Source organism: Mesorhizobium sp. WSM4983 (assembly GCF_029625765.1).
Lineage (GTDB): Bacteria > Pseudomonadota > Alphaproteobacteria > Rhizobiales > Rhizobiaceae > Mesorhizobium.
In genome coordinates, this window is sequence record NZ_JARTVM010000008.1 from 119,266 (window position 1) to 138,220 (window position 18,955).

Annotated in this window: 21 protein-coding genes; 8 read left to right on the forward strand and 13 right to left on the reverse strand. The window is 65.3% G+C overall.

Features of this window, described 5'->3' with window-relative positions; all coding sequences use genetic code 11:
* The first annotated feature begins 115 nt into the window (after window positions 1-115).
* Window positions 116-649 (forward strand): L,D-transpeptidase family protein, encoded by a 534-nt coding sequence (locus P9254_RS21035; RefSeq protein WP_245466583.1) that lies wholly within the window; start codon window positions 116-118, stop codon window positions 647-649.
* A 77-nt stretch (window positions 650-726) separates the two neighbouring features.
* Here P9254_RS21035 and P9254_RS21040 read toward each other — a convergent pair whose 3' ends face one another.
* Complete coding sequence (locus tag P9254_RS21040) at window positions 727-984, reverse strand: DUF1127 domain-containing protein (protein WP_127216602.1); 258 nt, start codon at window positions 982-984, stop codon at window positions 727-729.
* Between the two features lie 131 nt (window positions 985-1,115).
* On the opposite strand from P9254_RS21040, the gene gcvA reads away from it, so the two are divergent.
* On the forward strand, window positions 1,116-2,042 hold the full coding sequence (gene gcvA / locus P9254_RS21045; protein WP_278057078.1) for a transcriptional regulator GcvA: 927 nt from the start codon (window positions 1,116-1,118) through the stop codon (window positions 2,040-2,042).
* Window positions 2,043-2,114: 72 nt separating this feature from the next.
* Here the strand turns inward: gcvA and P9254_RS21050 are convergent, their stop codons facing one another.
* The 6 genes from P9254_RS21050 to tsaD form a co-directional block, all read right to left on the reverse strand.
* A complete protein-coding gene (locus P9254_RS21050; RefSeq protein ID WP_095779794.1) occupies window positions 2,115-2,540 on the reverse strand; it encodes a DUF1761 domain-containing protein in 426 nt (141 codons plus the stop codon).
* 50 nt (window positions 2,541-2,590) lie between these two features.
* A complete protein-coding gene (locus P9254_RS21055; protein WP_278057079.1) occupies window positions 2,591-3,262 on the reverse strand; it encodes a class I SAM-dependent methyltransferase in 672 nt (223 codons plus the stop codon).
* A complete protein-coding gene (locus tag P9254_RS21060) occupies window positions 3,259-3,684 on the reverse strand; it encodes an EVE domain-containing protein (protein WP_067322984.1) in 426 nt (141 codons plus the stop codon). Before P9254_RS21060 ends, P9254_RS21055 begins: the two co-directional genes overlap by 4 nt.
* Before the next feature lie 102 nt (window positions 3,685-3,786).
* On the reverse strand, window positions 3,787-4,083 hold the full coding sequence (locus P9254_RS21065) for a YciI-like protein (protein WP_278051713.1): 297 nt from the start codon (window positions 4,081-4,083) through the stop codon (window positions 3,787-3,789).
* A gap of 17 nt (window positions 4,084-4,100) precedes the next feature.
* The gene (locus P9254_RS21070) at window positions 4,101-5,126 is read right to left on the reverse strand and encodes an NAD(P)H-dependent glycerol-3-phosphate dehydrogenase (protein ID WP_278057080.1); all 1,026 of its coding nucleotides are present in this window, start codon (window positions 5,124-5,126) and stop codon (window positions 4,101-4,103) included.
* A complete protein-coding gene (gene tsaD, locus P9254_RS21075; protein WP_278057123.1) occupies window positions 5,123-6,208 on the reverse strand; it encodes a tRNA (adenosine(37)-N6)-threonylcarbamoyltransferase complex transferase subunit TsaD in 1,086 nt (361 codons plus the stop codon). The genes P9254_RS21070 and tsaD overlap by 4 nt, the downstream gene beginning before the upstream one ends.
* Before the next feature lie 229 nt (window positions 6,209-6,437).
* Here tsaD and hemC point away from each other — a divergent pair, with 229 nt between their 5' ends.
* From hemC to P9254_RS21105, 6 genes are all read left to right on the forward strand, one after another.
* On the forward strand, window positions 6,438-7,364 hold the full coding sequence (gene hemC, locus P9254_RS21080; RefSeq protein WP_127216349.1) for a hydroxymethylbilane synthase: 927 nt from the start codon (window positions 6,438-6,440) through the stop codon (window positions 7,362-7,364).
* Between the two features lies 1 nt (window position 7,365).
* A complete protein-coding gene (locus P9254_RS21085; protein WP_278057081.1) occupies window positions 7,366-8,079 on the forward strand; it encodes a uroporphyrinogen-III synthase in 714 nt (237 codons plus the stop codon).
* Window positions 8,080-8,184: 105 nt separating this feature from the next.
* Window positions 8,185-9,657: a COG4223 family protein gene (locus P9254_RS21090; RefSeq protein ID WP_278057082.1), complete on the forward strand. Its 1,473-nt coding sequence runs from the start codon at window positions 8,185-8,187 to the stop codon at window positions 9,655-9,657.
* A 10-nt stretch (window positions 9,658-9,667) separates the two neighbouring features.
* Entirely contained in the window at window positions 9,668-11,239 is a 1,572-nt protein-coding gene (locus P9254_RS21095; protein WP_278057083.1) for a heme biosynthesis protein HemY, read from the forward strand.
* Between the two features lie 32 nt (window positions 11,240-11,271).
* Complete coding sequence (locus tag P9254_RS21100) at window positions 11,272-11,751, forward strand: tellurite resistance TerB family protein (RefSeq protein WP_278057084.1); 480 nt, start codon at window positions 11,272-11,274, stop codon at window positions 11,749-11,751.
* A gap of 18 nt (window positions 11,752-11,769) precedes the next feature.
* The gene (locus P9254_RS21105) at window positions 11,770-12,486 is read left to right on the forward strand and encodes a glutamine amidotransferase (RefSeq protein ID WP_278057085.1); all 717 of its coding nucleotides are present in this window, start codon (window positions 11,770-11,772) and stop codon (window positions 12,484-12,486) included.
* Window positions 12,487-12,555: 69 nt separating this feature from the next.
* Here P9254_RS21105 and P9254_RS21110 read toward each other — a convergent pair whose 3' ends face one another.
* The 6 genes from P9254_RS21110 to gnd all read right to left on the reverse strand — a co-directional run bounded on the left by P9254_RS21110 (window position 12,556) and on the right by gnd (window position 18,939).
* Window positions 12,556-13,794, reverse strand: coding sequence for an MFS transporter (locus P9254_RS21110; RefSeq protein WP_278057086.1), 1,239 nt, complete (start codon window positions 13,792-13,794; stop codon window positions 12,556-12,558).
* 157 nt (window positions 13,795-13,951) lie between these two features.
* Window positions 13,952-15,052, reverse strand: a complete 1,101-nt coding sequence (locus P9254_RS21115) for an aminotransferase class I/II-fold pyridoxal phosphate-dependent enzyme (RefSeq protein WP_278057087.1) — start codon at window positions 15,050-15,052, stop codon at window positions 13,952-13,954.
* A gap of 110 nt (window positions 15,053-15,162) precedes the next feature.
* Window positions 15,163-15,627: a MucR family transcriptional regulator gene (locus tag P9254_RS21120; RefSeq protein WP_095782679.1), complete on the reverse strand. Its 465-nt coding sequence runs from the start codon at window positions 15,625-15,627 to the stop codon at window positions 15,163-15,165.
* A gap of 190 nt (window positions 15,628-15,817) precedes the next feature.
* Entirely contained in the window at window positions 15,818-16,522 is a 705-nt protein-coding gene (locus P9254_RS21125) for an ROK family protein (protein WP_278051701.1), read from the reverse strand.
* A gap of 16 nt (window positions 16,523-16,538) precedes the next feature.
* Entirely contained in the window at window positions 16,539-17,915 is a 1,377-nt protein-coding gene (gene zwf / locus P9254_RS21130; RefSeq protein WP_278051700.1) for a glucose-6-phosphate dehydrogenase, read from the reverse strand.
* Window positions 17,916-17,931: 16 nt separating this feature from the next.
* On the reverse strand, window positions 17,932-18,939 hold the full coding sequence (gnd, locus tag P9254_RS21135; RefSeq protein WP_095779804.1) for a phosphogluconate dehydrogenase (NAD(+)-dependent, decarboxylating): 1,008 nt from the start codon (window positions 18,937-18,939) through the stop codon (window positions 17,932-17,934).
* Window positions 18,940-18,955 lie beyond the last annotated feature (16 nt).

Here is an 18,955-nt window from a genome sequence, read left to right on the forward strand (position 1 = left end):
GTTGACCTCCCCCCATTTATGCGGAAGCTCACCGGCGCAACAGTCGTTCACAGTGATTTGTTCCGTGAGACAATCATACAAGAAAAAACGCGCGCGCAATGCGGCAGGCGAATTTTTGCCGAAGGGGCTGCATGTCCTGGTTGTGCGTGCGAGGCCCGGCAACCCTGCGCAGGGATTGCTGCAAGCCGGCCAAACGGTGTTTCCCTGCGCCCTCGGGCGCGGCGGCATTTCCGCCAGCAAGCGTGAGGGCGACGGCGCGACGCCACTGGCTGCGATGCGGATATTGTCAGGCTATTTCCGCAACGACCAGTTTCCCGGCGGCCGCCGGACGGGGCTGGCGATGGCGCCGATCGGCCCGGATCTCGGCTGGTGCGAGGTGCCGGACGACCGCAACTACAATCGGCCGGTGAAGATCCCTTACGGCGCCAGCCATGAACGGATGCGGCGCGCCGACCGGCTCTACGATGTGTGCCTGGTGCTGGACTGGAACATCGTGCCGCGCCGGCGCGGGTGCGGCAGCGCGATCTTCTTCCATCTGGCGCGTCCCGGCTTCACGCCGACGCAAGGCTGCGTCGCGGTGACGGCGCGCACCATGGCGAGGCTGCTGCCGCTGCTGTCGGACCGGACCGTGGTGAAGGTGGTGAGGTAGGGGAGTAGGGGAGTAGGATATGTCACGGAGGACGCACGTCCACCGAAGCGAGATTCTCTGCCTACTCCCCTATTCCCTCAGTGCCGCTTAGGCTGCTGCCAGCCGGTATCCAGCAATCCGATCCGGCCAAGCTCCCGGTTCATCGCCTTTGCGACGTCCCTGCGCTCGACGCCGATGTCGCGCAGCTGACGGTCGGAGAGATCCTCGACGGATTCGTCGGGAAGCCGAGCGGCGACCCCGGCCTGGCGCAGCCACTCGAATGCCGAACGCAGCCAAAGCGTGATGCCGGAGTTGGATTTCGGAGCGGCGTGGGACTTCAGGACGATCTCGGTCATGGCGCTATCCGTGTTCTCCGGATATCAAATCCGGTTTGATGGTTTATCGATGCAGCCATCTTGCCGGATTGAAAAACAAACGGGAAACGAGTAGTTCTTGTCCGATTATCAAGTTTTTTTTGGAGATAGGGATGGCCCGCTTGCTGCCCGGAACGCGTGCGTTGAGGACGTTCGAGGCAGCGGCGAGGCACCTCAATTTTACCCGTGCCGCGGACGAGCTTGGCCTGACGCCGGCGGCGGTCAGCCACCAGATCAAGGAAATAGAGGATCAGCTCGACCTCGTGCTGTTCACGCGCACCAGCCGCACGATGCGGCTGACCGAAGCGGGAAACGTTCTGTTCGAAGCCTCGGTCGATGCGCTCGACCTGCTTGGCCGCGCCGTTACCCGCGCGCGCAAGATGGCGAGAGGCACGGCGCTGCTGAAAGCGACGCTCGACGCGCAGTTCGCAACCAAGTGGCTGATGCGGCGCGTCGACGGTTTCCGCCGGCAAAAGCCGGGCGTCGAGTTGCGCTTCGACATTACCTATGAAGTCAGGGATTTCGAGCGGGACGATGTCGATATCGGCATTCGTTTCGGTACCGGTAAATATCCCGGGCTCTGCGCGCACCGGCTGTTCGAGAACATCATCATCCCCGTCTGCAGCCCGGCGCTGCTCGCCTCAGGCCCGCCGCTGAAGGAGCCGCGCGATCTCTTCCACCATACGCTGGCGCATATCGAATGGTCACGGCAGGGCGTCACTTGGCCGAACTGGAGCATGTGGATGCACGCGGCAGGGGTCGAAGATTTCGACGACAGCCGCACCCTTGTCTTCGGGTCCTCGGCCGACGCCGCGCAGGCGGCGCTCGACGGCAATGCGGTGGCGCTTGCCGACTTCGCCATGGTGGCCAACGACCTTTCGCAAGGGCGGCTGATCCGGCCCTTCGAACTCGGCATCAAGGTCGCGGCGGAGTTCGCCTATTTCCTGGTTTATCCGGAAGCGATGAAGGACGACGCGCGCATCGTCGCCTTCCGCGAATGGCTTCTCGACGAAGTCACGAAAGACGCAGACGCGGGTTAGCGACGCTCCGGACCGCTCTCTCTGTTTATCGGGCGCAATTCCGACGGAACCGTTTCACTTCCTGGAATTGCTCTAGCCTGCCGGCGCGGCCGGCGCGCCGAACCAACCGATCACGGCGCCGATGATGAGCAGCACGCCGAGCCAATGGCCGGCATCGATCAGCGTGAGGTCCCAGCCAAAGCCCTGATAGCGGTGGTTGACCGACAACGTGGTGGCGACGAAGCCAAACCAGAGCACAAAGCCGAAGATCACGCCGGCGAGCGGGTTGGGCTCGCCGCCGGTCATCGCGCCGACCACCAGCGTCATGACCAGCGCCATGACGAGCTCGGCGACGAAGCTGACGATGAACGGAACGGCCGAGCGCTTCATCGTCGCCGGATCGAGCTTTGCCGCCTTCAGCCAGGGCCTGCTCAGGCCCATGTACCAGGCGGCACCGAACAGCCACGCCACGACGGCTGCGGCGATCACCGCCAGCCAGTTCACCGTTGAGAAATCCATAGAATTCCCTCCCGAAAGATGAGCGATGGAATCCCTGTTCGCCGGCTGCGTCAAGCCGAAGCGGCGGAAACCCATCGCCACACGGTCGTGCGCTTGACCTCGGCATCCTCCAGCACGCGCGTCACCGGCACCTGGTAGACGGCGAGCGATTGCAGTCCGGTCTTCGGCAGATAGGCGCGCCCGGGATCGCCGACGAGGATGTCGGCGCCGCGCGCGTTGAGGCTTGTGAACCACGGCGTCAGCCTCTCCGCCAAAGGCTTGTCGTAGAAGACATCGCCGGCCAAGACGACGTCCCAGCCGTCATCCGTGCCGATGGAGTCCGCATCCACTAAATCGGCCTTCACGCCATTGGCTTCCAGGTTGAGGGTGATGACCGTCGCGCAAAAGGGATCGATATCGGCCGCGGTCACTTCAGCCGCGCCGGCTTTCAAGGCAGCGATGGCGACCATGCCGGAGCCGGAAGCGAAGTCGAGCACGCGTTTGCCCTGCACCGTCGCCGGATGGTCGAGCACATAGCGGGCAAGGCCTTGGCCGCCGGCCCAGGCGAAAGCCCAGAAGGGCGGCGGCAGGCCGATCTCGGCCAGCTCCTCCTCGGTGCGCAGCCAGAGGTCGTGCGCCTCGTCAGCCAGGTGCAGCAGCACTTCCGGCACGTGCGGCGGCGCCATCAGCGCCGTATTGTCGAGGATGAATGTCTTTGCGTTTTTGGGGGTGAGTCTGGTCACGGCGCCGGGTCGAGGCCGGCCATGCGGCAGACTTCTTTCCACTCTGCCGGCGTCACCGGCTGCACGGAAAGCCGGCCAAGCCGCACCAGCGCCATGTCGGCCAGCTTCGGATTGGCCTTGACCTGTTCCAGCGTCACCGGCTTCGGCACGTCCTTGCAGGCGCGGATGTCGACGCATTCCCAGCGTGGGTCGTCGGTGGTGGTGTCGGGGTGGGCAAGCGCGCAAACCTCGGCGATGCCGACGATGTCGAGGCCTTCATTGGAATGGTAGAAAAAGCCGAGATCGCCGATCTGCATGGCTTTCATGTTGTTGCGCGCGGCGTAGTTGCGCACGCCGTCCCACTGCGTGCCGGCCTTGCCCTTCGCCTTCAGCGCCTCGAAGGAAAAGACCGAAGGTTCGGACTTGAACAGCCAGTAGTTCATCTCAGTTGTCCCCTTGCCATTGTCGGTTCGCCACGATTGAAGCGTTGGCGCTCTTCCTTATCCTTTCCCCGTTCTCGCGGGGAGAGGGAGCGCCGCGACCGGTCACGCGGCGGCGGGCTTCTGGAAGACCCAGTTCCATGGACGGATTTCGACGCTTTCGAACAGGCCGGCCTTGGCATAGGGGTCGGCGGCCGCCAGGGCTTGCGCGCCGGCCATGTCGGGCGCCTCGATCATCACCAGGCTTCCGTCAGGCTTGCCGGCAGCGTCGAGGAAGGGCCCTGCAAAGGCAAGTCTTCCTTCGTTGATCAGGCCTTCCAGGAACGCCGCATGCGCCGGCCTCGTGTCGGCGCGCAGCTGCAAGCTGCCGGGCTTGTCCTTGCAAATCAACGCAAACAGCATGTTTCAACTCCGAGGCTTCAAATGTCGGTTTCGGTCTTGAGCGGCCGCGTCATCAGCGCCGTCACAGCCTGGCCGATGGTCACCTTGCCATCGAGAATGGCGGCGACCGCGGCAATGATCGGCGCCTCGATGCCGCGCTCGGCGGCTATGCGGGCGGCAATGGCGGCCGTCGGCACACCTTCGGCGAGCGGCAGGCCGGTGAGCTCCTTGCCTTGGCCGAGCGCCAGGCCGTAGGCGAAGTTGCGCGACTGCGCCGAGGAACAGGTGAGCAGCAGGTCGCCGAGGCCGGAGAGTCCCATCAGCGTTTCCGGCCTGGCACCGAAGGCGGCGCCGATGCGGCGCAGCTCGACGAAGCCGCGCGTCACCATGGCGGCCTGGGCGCTGGCGCCAAGCCCGGCGCCCGTTACCGCGCCGGCGGCGATGGCAAAGACGTTCTTCAGCGCGCCGCCGATCTCGACGCCGATGAGATCGTCGCTGGAATAGCAGCGCAGATTCTCGGCCGAGAAGCGGGCGGCGAGATCGGCCGCCAGTTCTCCGTTGCGGCCGGCCACCACCACGGCCGTCGGCAGGCCGCGCGCGACATCGCTGGCGAAGCTCGGGCCGGAAAGTGCCGCGACCGGGTTGTCGGGCAGGTTTTTCTCGACGATCGAGGACAGCAGCGCGCCGGTATCGCGCTCGATGCCCTTGGCGCAGAGGACGAGCGGCACGCCGGATGGCACATGGCCGGCGGCGACGGTTAGCACCGCGCGCAGCGATTGCGCGGGCGTTACCGCCAGCACGCAATTCGCACCGTCGAGCGCAGCAGCGATATCGCTGGTGGCGACGATGCCGGGCTCGATCGCGATGCCGGGCAGATAGTGCGGGTTTTCGCCACGGTCGATCGCTGCGACGGTGTCGGGATCGCGGGCATAGAGGCGGACAAAATGGCCGGCGCGCAGCATGGCGAGCGCCAGCGCCGTGCCCCAGGCGCCGCCGCCAAGCACCGCTACGCGCCAGCCGCTGGGCGCCTTGGCCTGTGCGCCGTTCGTGACCGCGTCAGTCATGCCTTTGCCCCGCGACGGCCCGAGCCGACCAAGGGAGCGGAAACACTGTCCAGCGGCCAGCGCGAGCGCGGCACGAAGTCGGCGGCGCTCGCGTCGACCATCCCGGCGCGCAGCCGCTCGATGCCCGCCCAGGCGATCATCGCGGCATTGTCGGTGCAAAGCTTTTGCGGCGGCGCGACGAATGCGAAGCCGGCCTTGGAACAGCGCGCCTCCAACGTCGCCTTGATCGCGCGGTTGGCGGCGACGCCGCCGGCGACGACCAGCGCCGGCTTTGCCGTGTCGGGAAATTCCTTGCGGAAACGGGCGAGCGCCCGCGCGACACGGTCGCCCAGCGCATCGGCCACCGACGCCTGGAAGGAGGCGCAGATGTCGGCGACGTCCTGGTCGCTGAGCGGCGCGATTGCCGTTGCCGCCTGGCGCACAGCCGTCTTCAGGCCGGAGAAGGAGAAATCCGGCTGCGCCGAGCCTTTCATCGGACGCGGGAAGGCAAAGCGGCTCGCATCGCCGCCGGCCGCGGCCTTTTCGACATTCGGCCCGCCCGGATAGGGGAGGCCAAGCATCTTGGCCGTCTTGTCGAAGGCTTCGCCCAGCGCATCGTCGATGGTCGTTGCCCAGCGCTGGTAGTCGCCGACGCCGCGTACAGCGACGATCTGGGTGTGGCCGCCGGAGACCAGCAAGAGCAGATAGGGAAAGTCGAGCCCCTCGGTCAGCCGGGCAGTCAGCGCGTGACCTTCGAGGTGGTTGATGGCGATCAGCGGCTTATTCGCAGCGGCGGCAATCGCCTTGGCAGTCATCAGACCAACGATCAGCCCGCCGACCAGCCCCGGCCCGGCAGTCGCGGCGACGGCGTCGACCTCATCGAGCGATACGGCCGAATCGGTCAGTGCTGCCTCGACGATCCCATCCAGCGCCTCGACATGGGCGCGCGCGGCAATCTCGGGCACGACGCCGCCGAAGGCGGCATGCTCCTCGATCTGGCTCAAGACGACATTGGAGAGGATTTCGGGCGCGGAGTCGCCGTCCAGCGCCACCACGCTGGCGGCCGTCTCATCGCAGCTTGTCTCAATGCCCAGAACGCGGATCAATTCGTCGCTGTCCTCGAAGATTGTGTCTCCGACCTTTCCTATATAGGAGGTCTGTCGATAGTCAGGTGGTGCCGGCCTGCGAATGGCGGTTTTCTGCGCTTCCGGCGCTCACGTACCCAAAAGTACGCTCCGCTCCGGTTCTCGAAATCCGCCATTTTCGGCTCGGCCTGACCTGAATCTCGGCAGACCTCGGAATCGCCTCGGGGGTTATCACGGACCGCGCGCCATGCAAACAACCTTGAAAATCGGAACACGCGGCAGCCCGCTGGCGCTCGCCCAGGCGCATGAAACGCGGGCGCGGCTCATGCAGGCGCATGGCCTGCCCGAGCAGGCCTTCGAAATTGTGCCGATCTCGACCAGCGGCGACCGCATTCAGGACCGGCCGTTGTCGGAAGCGGGCGGCAAGGGCCTGTTCACCAAGGAGATCGAGGAAGCGCTGCTCGATCGCCGCATCGATATCGCCGTGCATTCCTCGAAGGACATGCCGACGGTGCTGCCCAACGGGCTGGAGCTTTCCGTCTTCCTGCCGCGCGAGGACGCGCGCGACGCCTTCATCGGCAAGACCGCGAAGCGGATCGCCGATCTGCCGCATGGCGCCACGATCGGCTCGTCGTCGCTCCGGCGCCAGGCGCTGCTCCGCCGGATGCGGCCGGACCTCAATGTGGTGATGTTCCGCGGCAATGTGCAGACCAGACTGCGCAAGCTGGATGAGGGCGTGGCCGAAGGCACCATCCTCGCCTATGCCGGGCTGAAGCGGCTCGGGCTCGAGAGCGTGATCACCGATCTGATGCCGCTGGATGTCTTTCCGCCGGCGCCGGGGCAGGGGGCGATCGGCATCGAAAGCCGCATCGGCGACGGCGTGGTCGAAAATATGCTGGCGGCTATTCACGACATGCCGACCGGCCAGGCGCTGGCCTGTGAGCGCGCCTTTCTTGCTGCGCTCGACGGCTCCTGCCGCACGCCGATCGCCGGCCATGCGACCGTCTCGGACGAAAACCTGTCTTTCGCCGGGCTGATCATCTCGCCCGACGGCACCGAGTCGCATGAGGTCAGATTGAACGGCCCGGCCCGGGACGCGGCGAATATCGGCGCGGAAGCCGCGCGGGCCGTTCGCGCCAAGGCCGGCGCAAAATTCTTCGACGGCTGGGCCTGACATGGTCCGCGTCCTGGTGACGAGGCCGGAACCGGGCGCCTCCCGCACGGCCCGGCGGCTTCAGGCCCAGGGGTTCCAGCCCGTCCTGCTGCCACTGACGGAAACAGTGGCGTTGCCGGTCGAGGCAAGCGTCTTGCCCGCTGCTGCCGCGGTTGCCGTCACCAGCGCCAATGCGGTGCGCTATGCGCCCAAGGAACTGGTCGCCGCGCTTGCCGCCCTGCCTTGCCATGCGGTCGGGACAAGGACGGCGGAAGCCTGCCGTGCGGCTGGATTTACGTCCGTCTTTGAAGGCCCAGGCGATGCCGAAGCACTGGCCGGCCAGATAACCGCCGAACTTACGGGCAAGGAGATGGTTTATCTTTGTGGCCGGGTGCGCTTTCCGGTGTTCGAAGAACGGCTGGCGGCAGCCCGGGTGCGTGTCCGGCCTGTCGAGACCTACGACACCATCGAATTCGATTATGGCGACGATGCCGTCGTTGCCCGATTGTCGGGCACGCCGGTCGAGGCAGTGCTGCTCTATTCGGCCAAGGCGGCACCCGTGATGATTGGCCTGGCCATGCGCCCAGCACTGCGGCATCTCTTTGAACGGGCGGAGTTTTTGGCCCTTTCCGCGCGAATCGCCAACCCATTGGACGGGGTTGGCGGGCAAAAGGTTCGCATTGCCTCTCAACCCGACGAGGACGCGCTGTTCCAGCTTTTGTCGCTACCGGGCTGAGCCGCGTCATCACACCGCCCCTTTTCACCGCTTGGTGATGTGGTAGAGCATCCTTGAGCTCTAGACCCTTCGAACCATCCTCAAGCCAATTTGCGGAGCCCAAGCATGGTCAAGACGCCTAAGGTGCGACATTCGAAGAGCCGCCGCGAGCCGGTGACCATCGAACTCGAACCCGGCGCCGTCTCGCGAATCACCGACGAGGATGCCGCCAATACCGATACCAACACGGAACGAACCGACGAGGCGAAGGCAGAGGAAGGGGCTGCTGCTTCGCAGCCGGAAGCTCCCGAAGAGCCGATCCATGCCGAACAGGCCGACATCGAGCCGTGGGAACACACCGACGCGGCGCGGGGCGGAGCTGACCAGGCTGGAACCAACAAGGATGGGGCGCAAGCCTCCTATCCGGGCACGGATGAGGCTCCGAAGAGCGAACCAAAAAGCTTCGGCTACAGTTTCGAGGATGCGTCGGCAGCCAAGACCAGTTCTGCCGCCTCGGCGTCGAAGCCGAGCGAAACCCGAAGCGACGATCGCGACTTCCCGGCCGCCAGGCGCTCAGGCGTCAACATGATTGCTGCCGGCGTGATCGGCGGCGTTGTCGCGCTTGCCGGCGCCGGTCTTCTGCAAGCGGTAGGGCTGCTCGGTTCTCCGACTTCGGTCGGCGGGCCCTCGCCCGACGGCGTCACCGGCGAGATCGCTTCGCTGAGAAGCCAAATCGCGGCACTTAAGGAGGCGGCCGATACCGGCGCTTCGGCCAAGGTCGACGGCCTGTCCTCGGCGCTCGACCAGGTGAAGTCGGACGTCGCGGCGCTGAAATCCTCGCCCGGCCAGGGCGACGACGGCGCCGCGCTCAAGGCGCTCACCGACAAGGTCGGCCAGGTCGAGACGTCGGTCGCCGACCTGCAGAAGGCCGGAAATGCTGCACCGGTCGATCTCGCCCCGCTCAACGAGAAGCTCGCCGGGCTCGACGCGCTTGTGAAATCGGCGGGCGACGCGGCGAAGGCGGCGGACAGCCGGATCGCGGCGCTGGAACAGTCGGTGCAGCAGCTCTCCGGCAAGGTCGAGGCGCAGGCCTCGCAGCCGAAGATCGCGTTGGCGATTGCCGCTTCGGCGCTGAAGGCGGCGCTCGATCGCGGCGCGCCGTTCACGACCGAGCTCGACACGTTCGCCGCGATTGCGCCCAACGCGCCGGAGCTTGGCGTTCTGCGCGGCTATGCGGAAAAAGGCCTGCCCACGCGAGCCACCATCGCTTCCGAGGCCGACGCCGCCGCCAACGCCATGGTCGAAGCGGCAACGCCGGTCGACCAGAATGCCGGCTTCTTCCAAAGCCTGGTGTCGAGCGCGAAATCGCTGGTGCAGGTGCGGCCGGTCGGCGCCGTCGAAGGCAAGGGCGTGCCGGAAACGGTCGCGCGCATTGAAGTGGCAGTCAGCCAGGGCGACTATGCCAAGGCTCTCGCCGAATACGATACCCTGCCCGATGCGTCGAAGGCGGCCGGCGCCGATTTCGCCGGCAAACTGAAGGCGCGGCTCGAGGTCGAAAAGCAGATCGAAGCGCTGATTGCCGGCGCGACCAAGGCATGAGGAACGTCAGATGATCCGCATCCTCGCCTTCCTCGCCGTCGTGTTCGCGCTGGGGCTCGGCTTTGCCTGGCTGGCCGACCGGCCGGGCGAGATGATCGTCACCTTCAACGGTTACCAGTACCAGGTCACGCTGATGGTGGCGGCGGTGGCGATCGTCGCCGTGGTCTCAGCGGTGATGATCGTCTGGTGGCTGATCAAGTCGCTGTGGAACAGCCCCTACGCGATCTCGCGCTATTTCCGGGTCCGCCGCCGCGATCGCGGCTACCAGGCGCTGTCGACGGGGATGATCGCGGCCGGCGCCGGCGACGGCGCGCTGGCGCGTAAGAAGACCAAGGAGGCGGCCAAGTTGATCAGTTCCGACCAGGAGCCGCTGATCAACCTGCTCGATGCGCAGGCCTCGCTGCTCGAAGGCGACCATGACGGCGCGCGGGAAAAGTTCGAGCGCATGCTCGATGATCCGGAGATGCGGCTGCTCGGCCTGCGCGGGCTCTATCTCGAAGCTGAGCGACTGGGCGACCGCAACGCCGCGCGCCACTATGCCGGTCGTGCCGCAGCCGTGGCACCGCAGCTTGCCTGGGCGGCGGAATCGACGCTTGAAGAGCTGACCGAGTGCGGCGACTGGGACGGCGCGTTGAAGCTGGTCGAGGCGCAGAAATCGACAAGGCAAATCGAACGCGATGCCGCCAACCGCCGCCGCGCCGTGCTGCTCACTGCCAAGGCGCAGGCGCTGGTCGACAGCGATCCGAACGCTGCCCGGACCGCGGCCCTCGAAGCCAACAAGCTGGCGCCCGGTTTCGCGCCGGCCGCGGTGATCGCGGCCAACCTGCTGATTAAGCACAACGATGTGCGCAAGGGTTCCAAAATCCTGGAGACCGCTTGGCGGGCCGAACCGCATCCGGATATTGCCGAGCTCTACATCCATGCGAGGCCGGGCGATGCCGTGCTCGATCGCCTCAACCGGGCGAAAAAGCTGCAGGAATTGAAGAAGAACCATGCCGAATCGTCGATGGCCGTGGCACGCGCCGCGCTCGACGCGCAGGATTTCGCCACCGCCAGGCGCGAGGCGGAATCCGCCATCCGCATTGATCGCCGCGAAGGCGCCTATCTGTTGCTGACCGACATCGAGGAGGCCGAAAGCGGCGACCAGGGCAAGGTGCGGCAGCTGCTGTCCAAGGCTGTGCGCGCGCCGCGCGATCCGGCCTGGGTGGCGGACGGTGTCGTCTCGGAGCGCTGGGCGCCGGTATCGCCGATCACCGGCAAGCTCGACGCGTTCACTTGGCGCGCGCCGATGGAGCGGCTCGGGCAACTAATCGACAGCGAGGTTGAGGAGGCGGTTCCCGCGATCGCTGCATCGGCGCCCGCTTTGCCGGCTGACGAGAGAGCGATCGACCTTGAGCCCGATAGTTCGGCCGAGAAGGCGGCCGCCGAGGCGCCGAACGGCATCGAGAGGGAAACCGAGGTCGCCGCCGCCGATGACACGGTGGTCGAGCAGGCGCCGGAGTTGCCGCGCTTGCCGGATGATCCCGGCGTGACGCCGGAAGACGAGGCGGAAAAATCGCCGCGCCGGTTTCGTTTGTTTTGAGGCTCGGCTTGGCGGACAGGGAAAAAGCATCGATGTTCGAACGCGTATTGTCCTTCCTGAGGGATTTGCCTGCTGCGGGCGCGAGCAAGCCAAGCGCGGACGATCCGCGCGTCGCGGCCTCGGCGCTGCTCTATCACGTGATGAACGCCGACGGCGTGCGCCAGGATATCGAGTGGGAGCGCTTCAAGGAGATCCTGGCCGAGACCTATTCGATCAGCGGCGACGAGCTCGACGCGCTGGCCGCCGCCGGCGAGCGTGCCGATAACGAGGCGATCGACCTCTATGCCTTCACGAGCGTGCTCAAGCGCCATCTGGATGCCGAGGCGCGCAAGGGCTTCATCGGCCTGATGTGGGAGATCGTCTACGCCGACGGCGAGCTGCACGAGCTCGAGGACAACACCGTCTGGCGCGTCGCCGAACTGATCGGTGTCGAGCGCCACGACCGCATCGAGGCGCGCCGCAAGGCGGCGGCCGAAGCCCCGGGCGCTCGGGGCACATCGAGCGACGAATAGCTGGACTTTTCTTCTTCCATGCGACCCAGACCCAGGCCGAGACCAAAAATCCTGATCGTGCTGCATCAGGAGACTTCGAGCCCCGGCCGCGTCGGCCATATGCTTCTGGAAGAAGGTTTCGATCTCGACATTCGCCGGCCGCCGCTTGGCGAAGAGCTTCCCTGCACTTTGGACGGCCACGCCGGGGCGGTGATCTTCGGCGGGCTGATGAGCGCCAACGACCAGGACGAGTTCGTCCGGCGTGAGACCGAGTGGCTCGAAATCCCGCTCAAGGAAAACCGGCCTTTTCTTGGGATCTGCCTCGGCGCGCAAATGCTCGCCAGGTATCTTGGCGGCAGGGTCGAGGGTCATGGCGAAGGACTGGTCGAGATCGGCTGGTATCCGCTGAAGGCGACCGACGCCGGCAAGAAACTGCTGCACTGGCCGGAGATGGTCTACCAATTCCACCGCGAGGGCTTTTCCCTGCCGAAGGACGCGACGCTGCTCGCCACGGCCGAAACCTATCCCAACCAGGCTTTTCGTTATGGCGAGAATGCCTGGGGCATTCAGTTTCATGGCGAGCTGACCAGGGTGATGATGCAGCGCTGGGTGGTGCGAGGCGCGCATCGCTTCGAGCTGCCCGGCGCGCAGCCCGGCCGCGATCATCTCGGCGGCCGGCTGATCTGGGACATGCACCTCAAGCGCTGGCTCGGCGAATTTTTGAGCCTGATCTTCGGCAAGCCGGCCGTCGGATAGATTTGCCGCAATTGCAGAGGGAAGCCGCTGCACTCTTCTAGTCCGGCCGTCAAGTTGCTGCGCCGGCAATTAGTTCCTGCTATTCAAATGCCGCACCTGCCGCAGCGCAGGGAACAACCAAGCCCAGATCCCGGCGACCGCGACGGCGCCGATGCCGCCGATCACCACCGCCGGCACAGTTCCGATCAGCGCCGCCATGGTGCCGGCGCGGAACTCGCCGACTTCATTGGAAGCGCCGACGAAGACCTGGTTGACGGCGTTGACGCGGCCGCGCACCTCGTCCGGCGTCCAGAGCTGGATCAGCGTCTCGCGGATATAGACGCTGAACATATCGGTGGCTCCGAGCATGGCGAGCGCCACGATCGACAGCCAGGTGATGGTCGAGACGCCGAACAGGACGGTGAAGGCGCCGAACAAGGCGACGAAACCGAGCATGATCTTGCCGGCATGGTCGCGGATCGGATGGCCGGCGAGCCAGACCGCCACGGCGATGGCGCCGATGCCGGGCGCCGAGCGCAGCAGGCCGAGGCCCCAGGGCCCAAGCTCCAGAATGTCGCGGGCATAGACCGGCAGCAGCGCCGAGGCGCCGGAGAGCAGCACCGCGAACAGGTCGAGCGAGATCGCGCCGAGCACGATCTTCTCGCCCCAGATGTAACGAAAGCCGGCAAACAGGGTCTGCATCGTCGGCTTGTCGGTAGCCGTCTGCTGCGCGGGCTTGGGGATGGTGAAGACGAGCAGCGCGGCGAAAAGCATCAGGATCGCCGCAGTAGCGTAGGCGATCTCCGCCGAAAGGCCGTAGAGCAGGCCGCCGGCGACCGGGCCAACGATGGTTGCCGTCTGCCAGGCGGACGAATTCCAGGCAATGGCGTTGGCGAAATCCTGTGGCGGCACCAGATTGGCGACCAGCGAGGACGAGGCCGGCCCGTAGAAGGCGCGGGCGATGCCGAACATGGCGAGCACGACGAAGATCGGCAGCGGGCCGCCAAGGCCGCGCAGCGTCAGCAACAACAGAGTGAGCGCACAGCCGGCCTCGACGAACGACGCCAATGTCATGATCAGGCGGCGGCCGAAGCGGTCGGCGACGACGCCGGTGACAAGCACCAGGAGCAGCGACGGCAGGAACTGGACGATGCCGACGATGCCGAGGTCGAAGGGATTGCGCGTCAGGTCGTAGATCTGCCAGCCGACGGCGACGGAGACGATCTGGGTGGCGAAAGTGGTGAGGAAGCGCGCCGTCCAGTAGCTGAGATACGGCCGGTGCCGGAAGGCGGCGTAGCGCTGTTCAGGTGAAGTTGCTTCGGCGGTCATGATTCGAGGGCCCCGTTGTGACATCGGCCGGCGGGGCACTTCCACGGTGGGCGCTGTTCCGGTCGGAGACCTTTAGCCCAGTTCGCCTCGTCGCGCGCGCAAAAAATCGGCGCGGCATGAAGGATCTTCGGGATTGTCGTTCGCGGTGGAAAGAGGCTCAGTCTCTCAGCGCGGCGGAAATCGCTTGCAACCCGCCGCGCAATTCCGCCTCCTTCGGCCAGCCGAAGCCGACGCGGAAGAAGCGCTTCGGCATCTCGAACCAGTGGCCGGGGCCGACATAAGTGCCGTGTTCTTCCAGGAGCCGCAAGTAGAACCGGTCGAGGTCGAAGCCTGCATCGACATTCAGCCGCGGGAAGCCGACCACACCGCCTTGCGGACGCACCCAGTCGACCAGCGGCTCGCCGTCGATCCAAGCCTGGACGATATCGCGGCGCTTGGCCATCTCCGGCAACAACGATGCAAGGAAGGCATCGCGCCGCTCGAGCATGAAGCGTGCGATCGCCTCGTCGATGACACTGCCGCAGATGCCGATCTGCTCCTTGGCGGCGAGGAACGTCTCTTGCAGAGCGTGGTCCTTGCTGACCAGCCAGCCGATGCGGATGCCCGGAATGCCGAATGCTTTCGAAAGGGAACAGACGCTGATCGCGCTTGGACTGAGCGATGCCGCGGAGGGCAGGCGCTCGCCATAGGACAGATCGCGATAGGTTTCGTCGACCAGCAGCCGGCAGCGGCTGCTTTCGGCAAGCGCGACCAACGCGTCGAGATCGGCGCCGGTCATCATCGTGCCGGTCGGGTTGTGCGGGCAGGTGACGCTGATCAGCCTGGTGTTCGGCCGCACCGCCGCCGCGACGCGCGCGACATCCACGGCGAAGCCCCGGTCGAAGTCGAGATCGACATAGCTGATCGCGCAGCCGATCGCCTTGGGCGTCCCGATATTGGTGGCATAGTTCGGCCGCACGACGACGAGATGGTCATCGGCCGAAAGCAGCGAGGTAGCAATGATGAACAGCGCGCCGGCAGCGCCGGCTGTAACCAGCACGTCGTCCGGGGATAGCGCTTTGTCTTGCCCGGCGATCAGCGCGCGCAATTGCTTATCGCCGCGATGCTCGCCGTAGAACAAGGTGAGGTCGGGCAGCGAGAGGCCGATATCGGCAAGCTTCTGGTCGGCGATCGAGCTTTCGGAGAGATTGAAGCGGATCCGGTCGTAGCCGTATTCCTCCGGCGCTTCTTTCTCGATCACCATCCTCGCATAGTTCATGGCTCACCCGAACAGCCTTCGCTTGTCTTATCCAAGCCAAAAGCAGGAAGCCTGCCAAGGCGGATTTCTTGACAGGCTTCTTCAAACCGTTGGCACAGGGCCAAGATCGACTAGGCGGGGGCCTTTACCTTCCTGGCCTTTGCCGGCTTCTCCGGCTCGGCTTCGGCCTTGCGGCCGAGGCCGATCGACTTGGCGAGCTCGGAGCGCGATGCCGCGTAGTTAGGCGCGACCATCGGGTAGTCTGCCGGCAGGCCCCATTTGGTCCGGTAGGCTTCCGGGCTCAGCCCGAAATGCACGCCGATATGACGCTTCAGCGATTTGAACTTCTTGCCGTCCTCGAGGCAGATGATGTAGTCCGGCGTCACCGAGCGCCGGGGATTGACGGCAGGAACGGGCGGCGGTGCCGGCGGAGTCGGCGGCTGGTTCAGCGCGCCGATCGAGGAGGCGACATTGGCGATGAGTTCGCCCAGGCCCGAAGCAGGCAGCCGGTTCTTGGCGACATAGGCCGACACGATGTGGGCGGTGAGCTCGAGCAGGTCGACATCTTCCTTGGCTGTATTGGTTTCCTCGTCCACGTCAGTCCTCCTCTATGCCGCACGGCCGCAAATCGGGATGAAAAATCAGCGCGCTGCCGCGCTCTTGGCGCGCCGAGGCGGGCGCATGTGCGGCAGGCCGGCGGATTCCTAGTCGGCAAATCTGCGCGGCGCAACGACAGGTCGTGCGACTACACGTTATTTTGAACGACTATACTGAAAAGTAAAAATATCAGACGATCAGCGCCTTATCGCGCCACAGTCGAAACCCGCCTTCGAAGGCACGTGTGTTGTCGCCGCGCCTGGATTTTGCAGGCAATTCATCGAGCTTGTCGACATTGCCGCCGCCGATGACCACATAGTCCGGCTGCAAGGCGGCGCGAAGCCTGTTTACGACATCGAAAACGTATCTGCGCCATTTTTTCTTGCCGTGCTTTTCCAGGCCGCGCTCGCCGACATAGTCCTCGAAGCTGCCGCCCTTCTTGTAAGGAAGATGAGCAAGCTCCATCGGCTGCCCGACATTGTCGAGGATCATGGCGGCGCCCAGGCCGGTGCCGAGGCCGAGGAACAGCATACGGCCGCCGTCATAGCTGCCGATCGCCTGCAGGAGCGCGTCGTTGACGACTTTGACCGGCTTGCCGAAGGCGGCGGCGAAATCATAGCCGTTCCAGCCCTTGCCGAGATTGAAGGGATCGAGCGACGGCTTGTTGTCCCTGACCGGACCGGGATAGCCCATCGAAATGACGTCGTAATCCAGGCCCTCGGCCAGCTTCTTCACCGAAGCCACCATCTGCTCAGGTGTCAGGCCCGGCCCGGACTCGGTGCGGCGCATCTCGCCGCCCGCGCTGGTGAGAATTTTCACACGCGATCCGCCGACGTCGATGGTGAGGACGACTTGCCCGTCCTTCGTCGAAGCCCGTTTTGCTGCTTTCGCCATCCGGTCCCCTGAGAAGCTATTTCGTCGGATTGATCCAGCCATTGGGCGGGCCGAAGCCGTTCATGGCGTCGGCCGGCCCCCAGGTCTTCGGCGCGTAAATCGGAGGCGGCGTGGTGTCGCCAAGCACCGGTCCGACGATCCGCCATGCAAGCTCGGCCGCGTCCTGGCGCGTGAAGAGCTGGCCGTTGCCGTTCATCGCGTCGCCGATCAGCCGCTCATAGGGCGGCATGTCGCCCTTGGTGTCGTCGAGCGCGGTCAGTTCCACCTGCTCGCCGATCATGTCGTCGCCGGCTACCTTGCGCTGGGCGCCGATCGAGATCGCCACCTGCGGATCGATACGGAAACGGACATAGTTGGCGTCGCCCGGCTTGATCGGATCGAACACGTCGAGCGGCGGACGCTTCAGCCGCACGATCACTTCTGTCGCATGCACCGGCATGTTCTTGCCGGCGCGGATGAAGAAGGGCACGTCCTGCCAGCGCCAGGTGTCGACGAAGAAGCGTACGGCGGCGAAGGTCTCGACCGGCGAGTTCGGCCGCACGCCCGGTTCGGCCAGATAGCCGTCGAACTGGCCGCGCACGACATCGTCCTTGGTAAGCGTTCGGATGGCGCGCAGCACCTGAACCTTCTCGTCGATCAAATCGTCGGCAGAGCGGCCGACCGGCGGCTCCATGGCGAGCAACAGCAGGATGTTGAGCAGATGGTTCTCGATGACGTCGCGGATGCAGCCGACGTCGTCATAGAATTTGCCGCGGCCTTCGATGCCAAAATCCTCGGCCATGGTTATCTGCACGCTCTCGACGAAGTTGCGGTTCCAGATCGGCTCGAGGAAAGCGTTGGCGAAACGGAAATAGAGCAGGTTCTGGATCGCTTCCTTGCCGAGATAGTGGTCGATGCGGAAGATGGACTGTTCGTCGAACACCAGGTGCAACACGCGGTTCAGCCAGCGGGCCGACTGCAAATCGTGGCCGAAAGGCTTTTCGACCATCAATCTGGCGCCCCGCGCGGTGCCGGATTGTTCGAGCCCCTGGACGACGGTTTCGAACATGGTGGGCGGCACTGCCATGTAATGCAGCGGCCGCTGCGCCGAGCCGAGCGCCGTCTTCAATCTCTCGAATGTCACCGGGTCGCGATAGTCGCCGCTGACATAGCGCAGCAGCGAGGCGAGCTTGGCGAACACCGTGTCGTCGACGGCGCCCAGCGCATTGACGATGCCGTCGCGGGCACGGTCCACCAGCTTGCCAAGATCCCAAGGATCGAAAGCGACGCCGATCACCGGCTCGCTCAGCGTTCCCTTGGCGACCATGTGATAGAGCGCCGGAAATATCTTCTTGTGCGCAAGATCGCCGGTTGCCCCGAAAAGCACCAGCGTGTCGGACCTCTCCTGGCTCATCCCGTCACTCCCGCTCTCACGCCTTCGGCTTTTCGACATGGCCGCCGAAAGCGTAGCGCATGGCGGACAAGAGCTTGTCGGCGAAGGCGGATTCGCCTTGCGAGGAGAAGCGGTCGAACAGCGCCGAGGAGAGCACCGGCGCCGGAACGCCGGTGTCGATCGCGGCCTTCAAGGTCCAGCGGCCTTCGCCGGAATCGGAGACGCGGCCGCCGAACTGGGCGAGCGACGGATCGTTCTTCAGCGCGCCGGCGGTGAGATCGAGCAGCCAGGAGCCGATGACGCTGCCGTGGCGCCAGACTTCGGCCACGGCGGGCAGGTCGATGTCGAACTGATAGTATTGCGGGCTTTCGAGCGGGCTGGTTTCGGCGTCCGCCGTGCGGGCGCGCTTGCCGGCATTGGCCGATTTCAGGATGTTGATGCCCTCGGCGTAAGCGGCCATGACGCCGTATTCGATGCCGTTATGAACCATCTTGACGAAATGGCCGGCGCCGCTCGGCCCGCAATGCAGATAGCCGTAAGGCGCGGTTCCTGCGTCCTTCGGCGGATTGGAGCCCGGGTCGGCGCCCGGCGCCAGCGTGGCGAAGACCGAATCCAGGTGCTTCACGGCGTCGTCGGGGCCGCCGATCATCAGGCAGTAGCCGCGCTCCAGCCCCCAGACGCCGCCGCTGGTGCCGACATCGACGAAATTGATGCCCTTGGTCGCCAGCTTCGCGGCCTGGTCGACGGCGTCGTGATAATAGGAATTGCCGCCGTCGATGATGATATCGCCCGGCTCCATCAGCGCCGCAACCTGGTCGACGATCCTGCCGGTGATCGCCGCCGGCAGCATCAGCCAGGCGCAGCGCGGCTTGGCGAGCTTGGCGACGAACTCCTCCAGCGAGGCGGCGCCGATGGCGCCGTCCTTGACCATGCCGGCGACACTTGCCGAATTGATGTCGTAGACGACGCATTCGTGGCCGTCGCGCATCAGGCGGCGCACCATGTTGGCGCCCATCCTGCCCAGTCCCATCATTCCGATCTGCATGGTGTTATCCTAATAG

Coding starts and splice junctions, on each gene's coding strand:
- zwf (WP_278051700.1), bottom strand. CDS start 17,915: ATGAGCCAGGAGAGGTCCGACACGCTGGTGCTTTTCGGGGCAACCGGC.
- P9254_RS21040 (WP_127216602.1), bottom strand. CDS start 984: ATGACCGAGATCGTCCTGAAGTCCCACGCCGCTCCGAAATCCAACTCC.
- P9254_RS21100 (WP_278057084.1), top strand. CDS start 11,272: ATGTTCGAACGCGTATTGTCCTTCCTGAGGGATTTGCCTGCTGCGGGC.
- P9254_RS21070 (WP_278057080.1), bottom strand. CDS start 5,126: ATGACTGACGCGGTCACGAACGGCGCACAGGCCAAGGCGCCCAGCGGC.
- gnd (WP_095779804.1), bottom strand. CDS start 18,939: ATGCAGATCGGAATGATGGGACTGGGCAGGATGGGCGCCAACATGGTG.
- P9254_RS21095 (WP_278057083.1), top strand. CDS start 9,668: ATGATCCGCATCCTCGCCTTCCTCGCCGTCGTGTTCGCGCTGGGGCTC.
- P9254_RS21050 (WP_095779794.1), bottom strand. CDS start 2,540: ATGGATTTCTCAACGGTGAACTGGCTGGCGGTGATCGCCGCAGCCGTC.
- P9254_RS21060 (WP_067322984.1), bottom strand. CDS start 3,684: ATGAACTACTGGCTGTTCAAGTCCGAACCTTCGGTCTTTTCCTTCGAG.
- P9254_RS21065 (WP_278051713.1), bottom strand. CDS start 4,083: ATGCTGTTTGCGTTGATTTGCAAGGACAAGCCCGGCAGCTTGCAGCTG.
- gcvA (WP_278057078.1), top strand. CDS start 1,116: ATGGCCCGCTTGCTGCCCGGAACGCGTGCGTTGAGGACGTTCGAGGCA.
- P9254_RS21110 (WP_278057086.1), bottom strand. CDS start 13,794: ATGACCGCCGAAGCAACTTCACCTGAACAGCGCTACGCCGCCTTCCGG.
- P9254_RS21115 (WP_278057087.1), bottom strand. CDS start 15,052: ATGAACTATGCGAGGATGGTGATCGAGAAAGAAGCGCCGGAGGAATAC.
- P9254_RS21125 (WP_278051701.1), bottom strand. CDS start 16,522: ATGGCGAAAGCAGCAAAACGGGCTTCGACGAAGGACGGGCAAGTCGTC.
- P9254_RS21105 (WP_278057085.1), top strand. CDS start 11,770: ATGCGACCCAGACCCAGGCCGAGACCAAAAATCCTGATCGTGCTGCAT.
- P9254_RS21085 (WP_278057081.1), top strand. CDS start 7,366: ATGGTCCGCGTCCTGGTGACGAGGCCGGAACCGGGCGCCTCCCGCACG.
- hemC (WP_127216349.1), top strand. CDS start 6,438: ATGCAAACAACCTTGAAAATCGGAACACGCGGCAGCCCGCTGGCGCTC.
- P9254_RS21090 (WP_278057082.1), top strand. CDS start 8,185: ATGGTCAAGACGCCTAAGGTGCGACATTCGAAGAGCCGCCGCGAGCCG.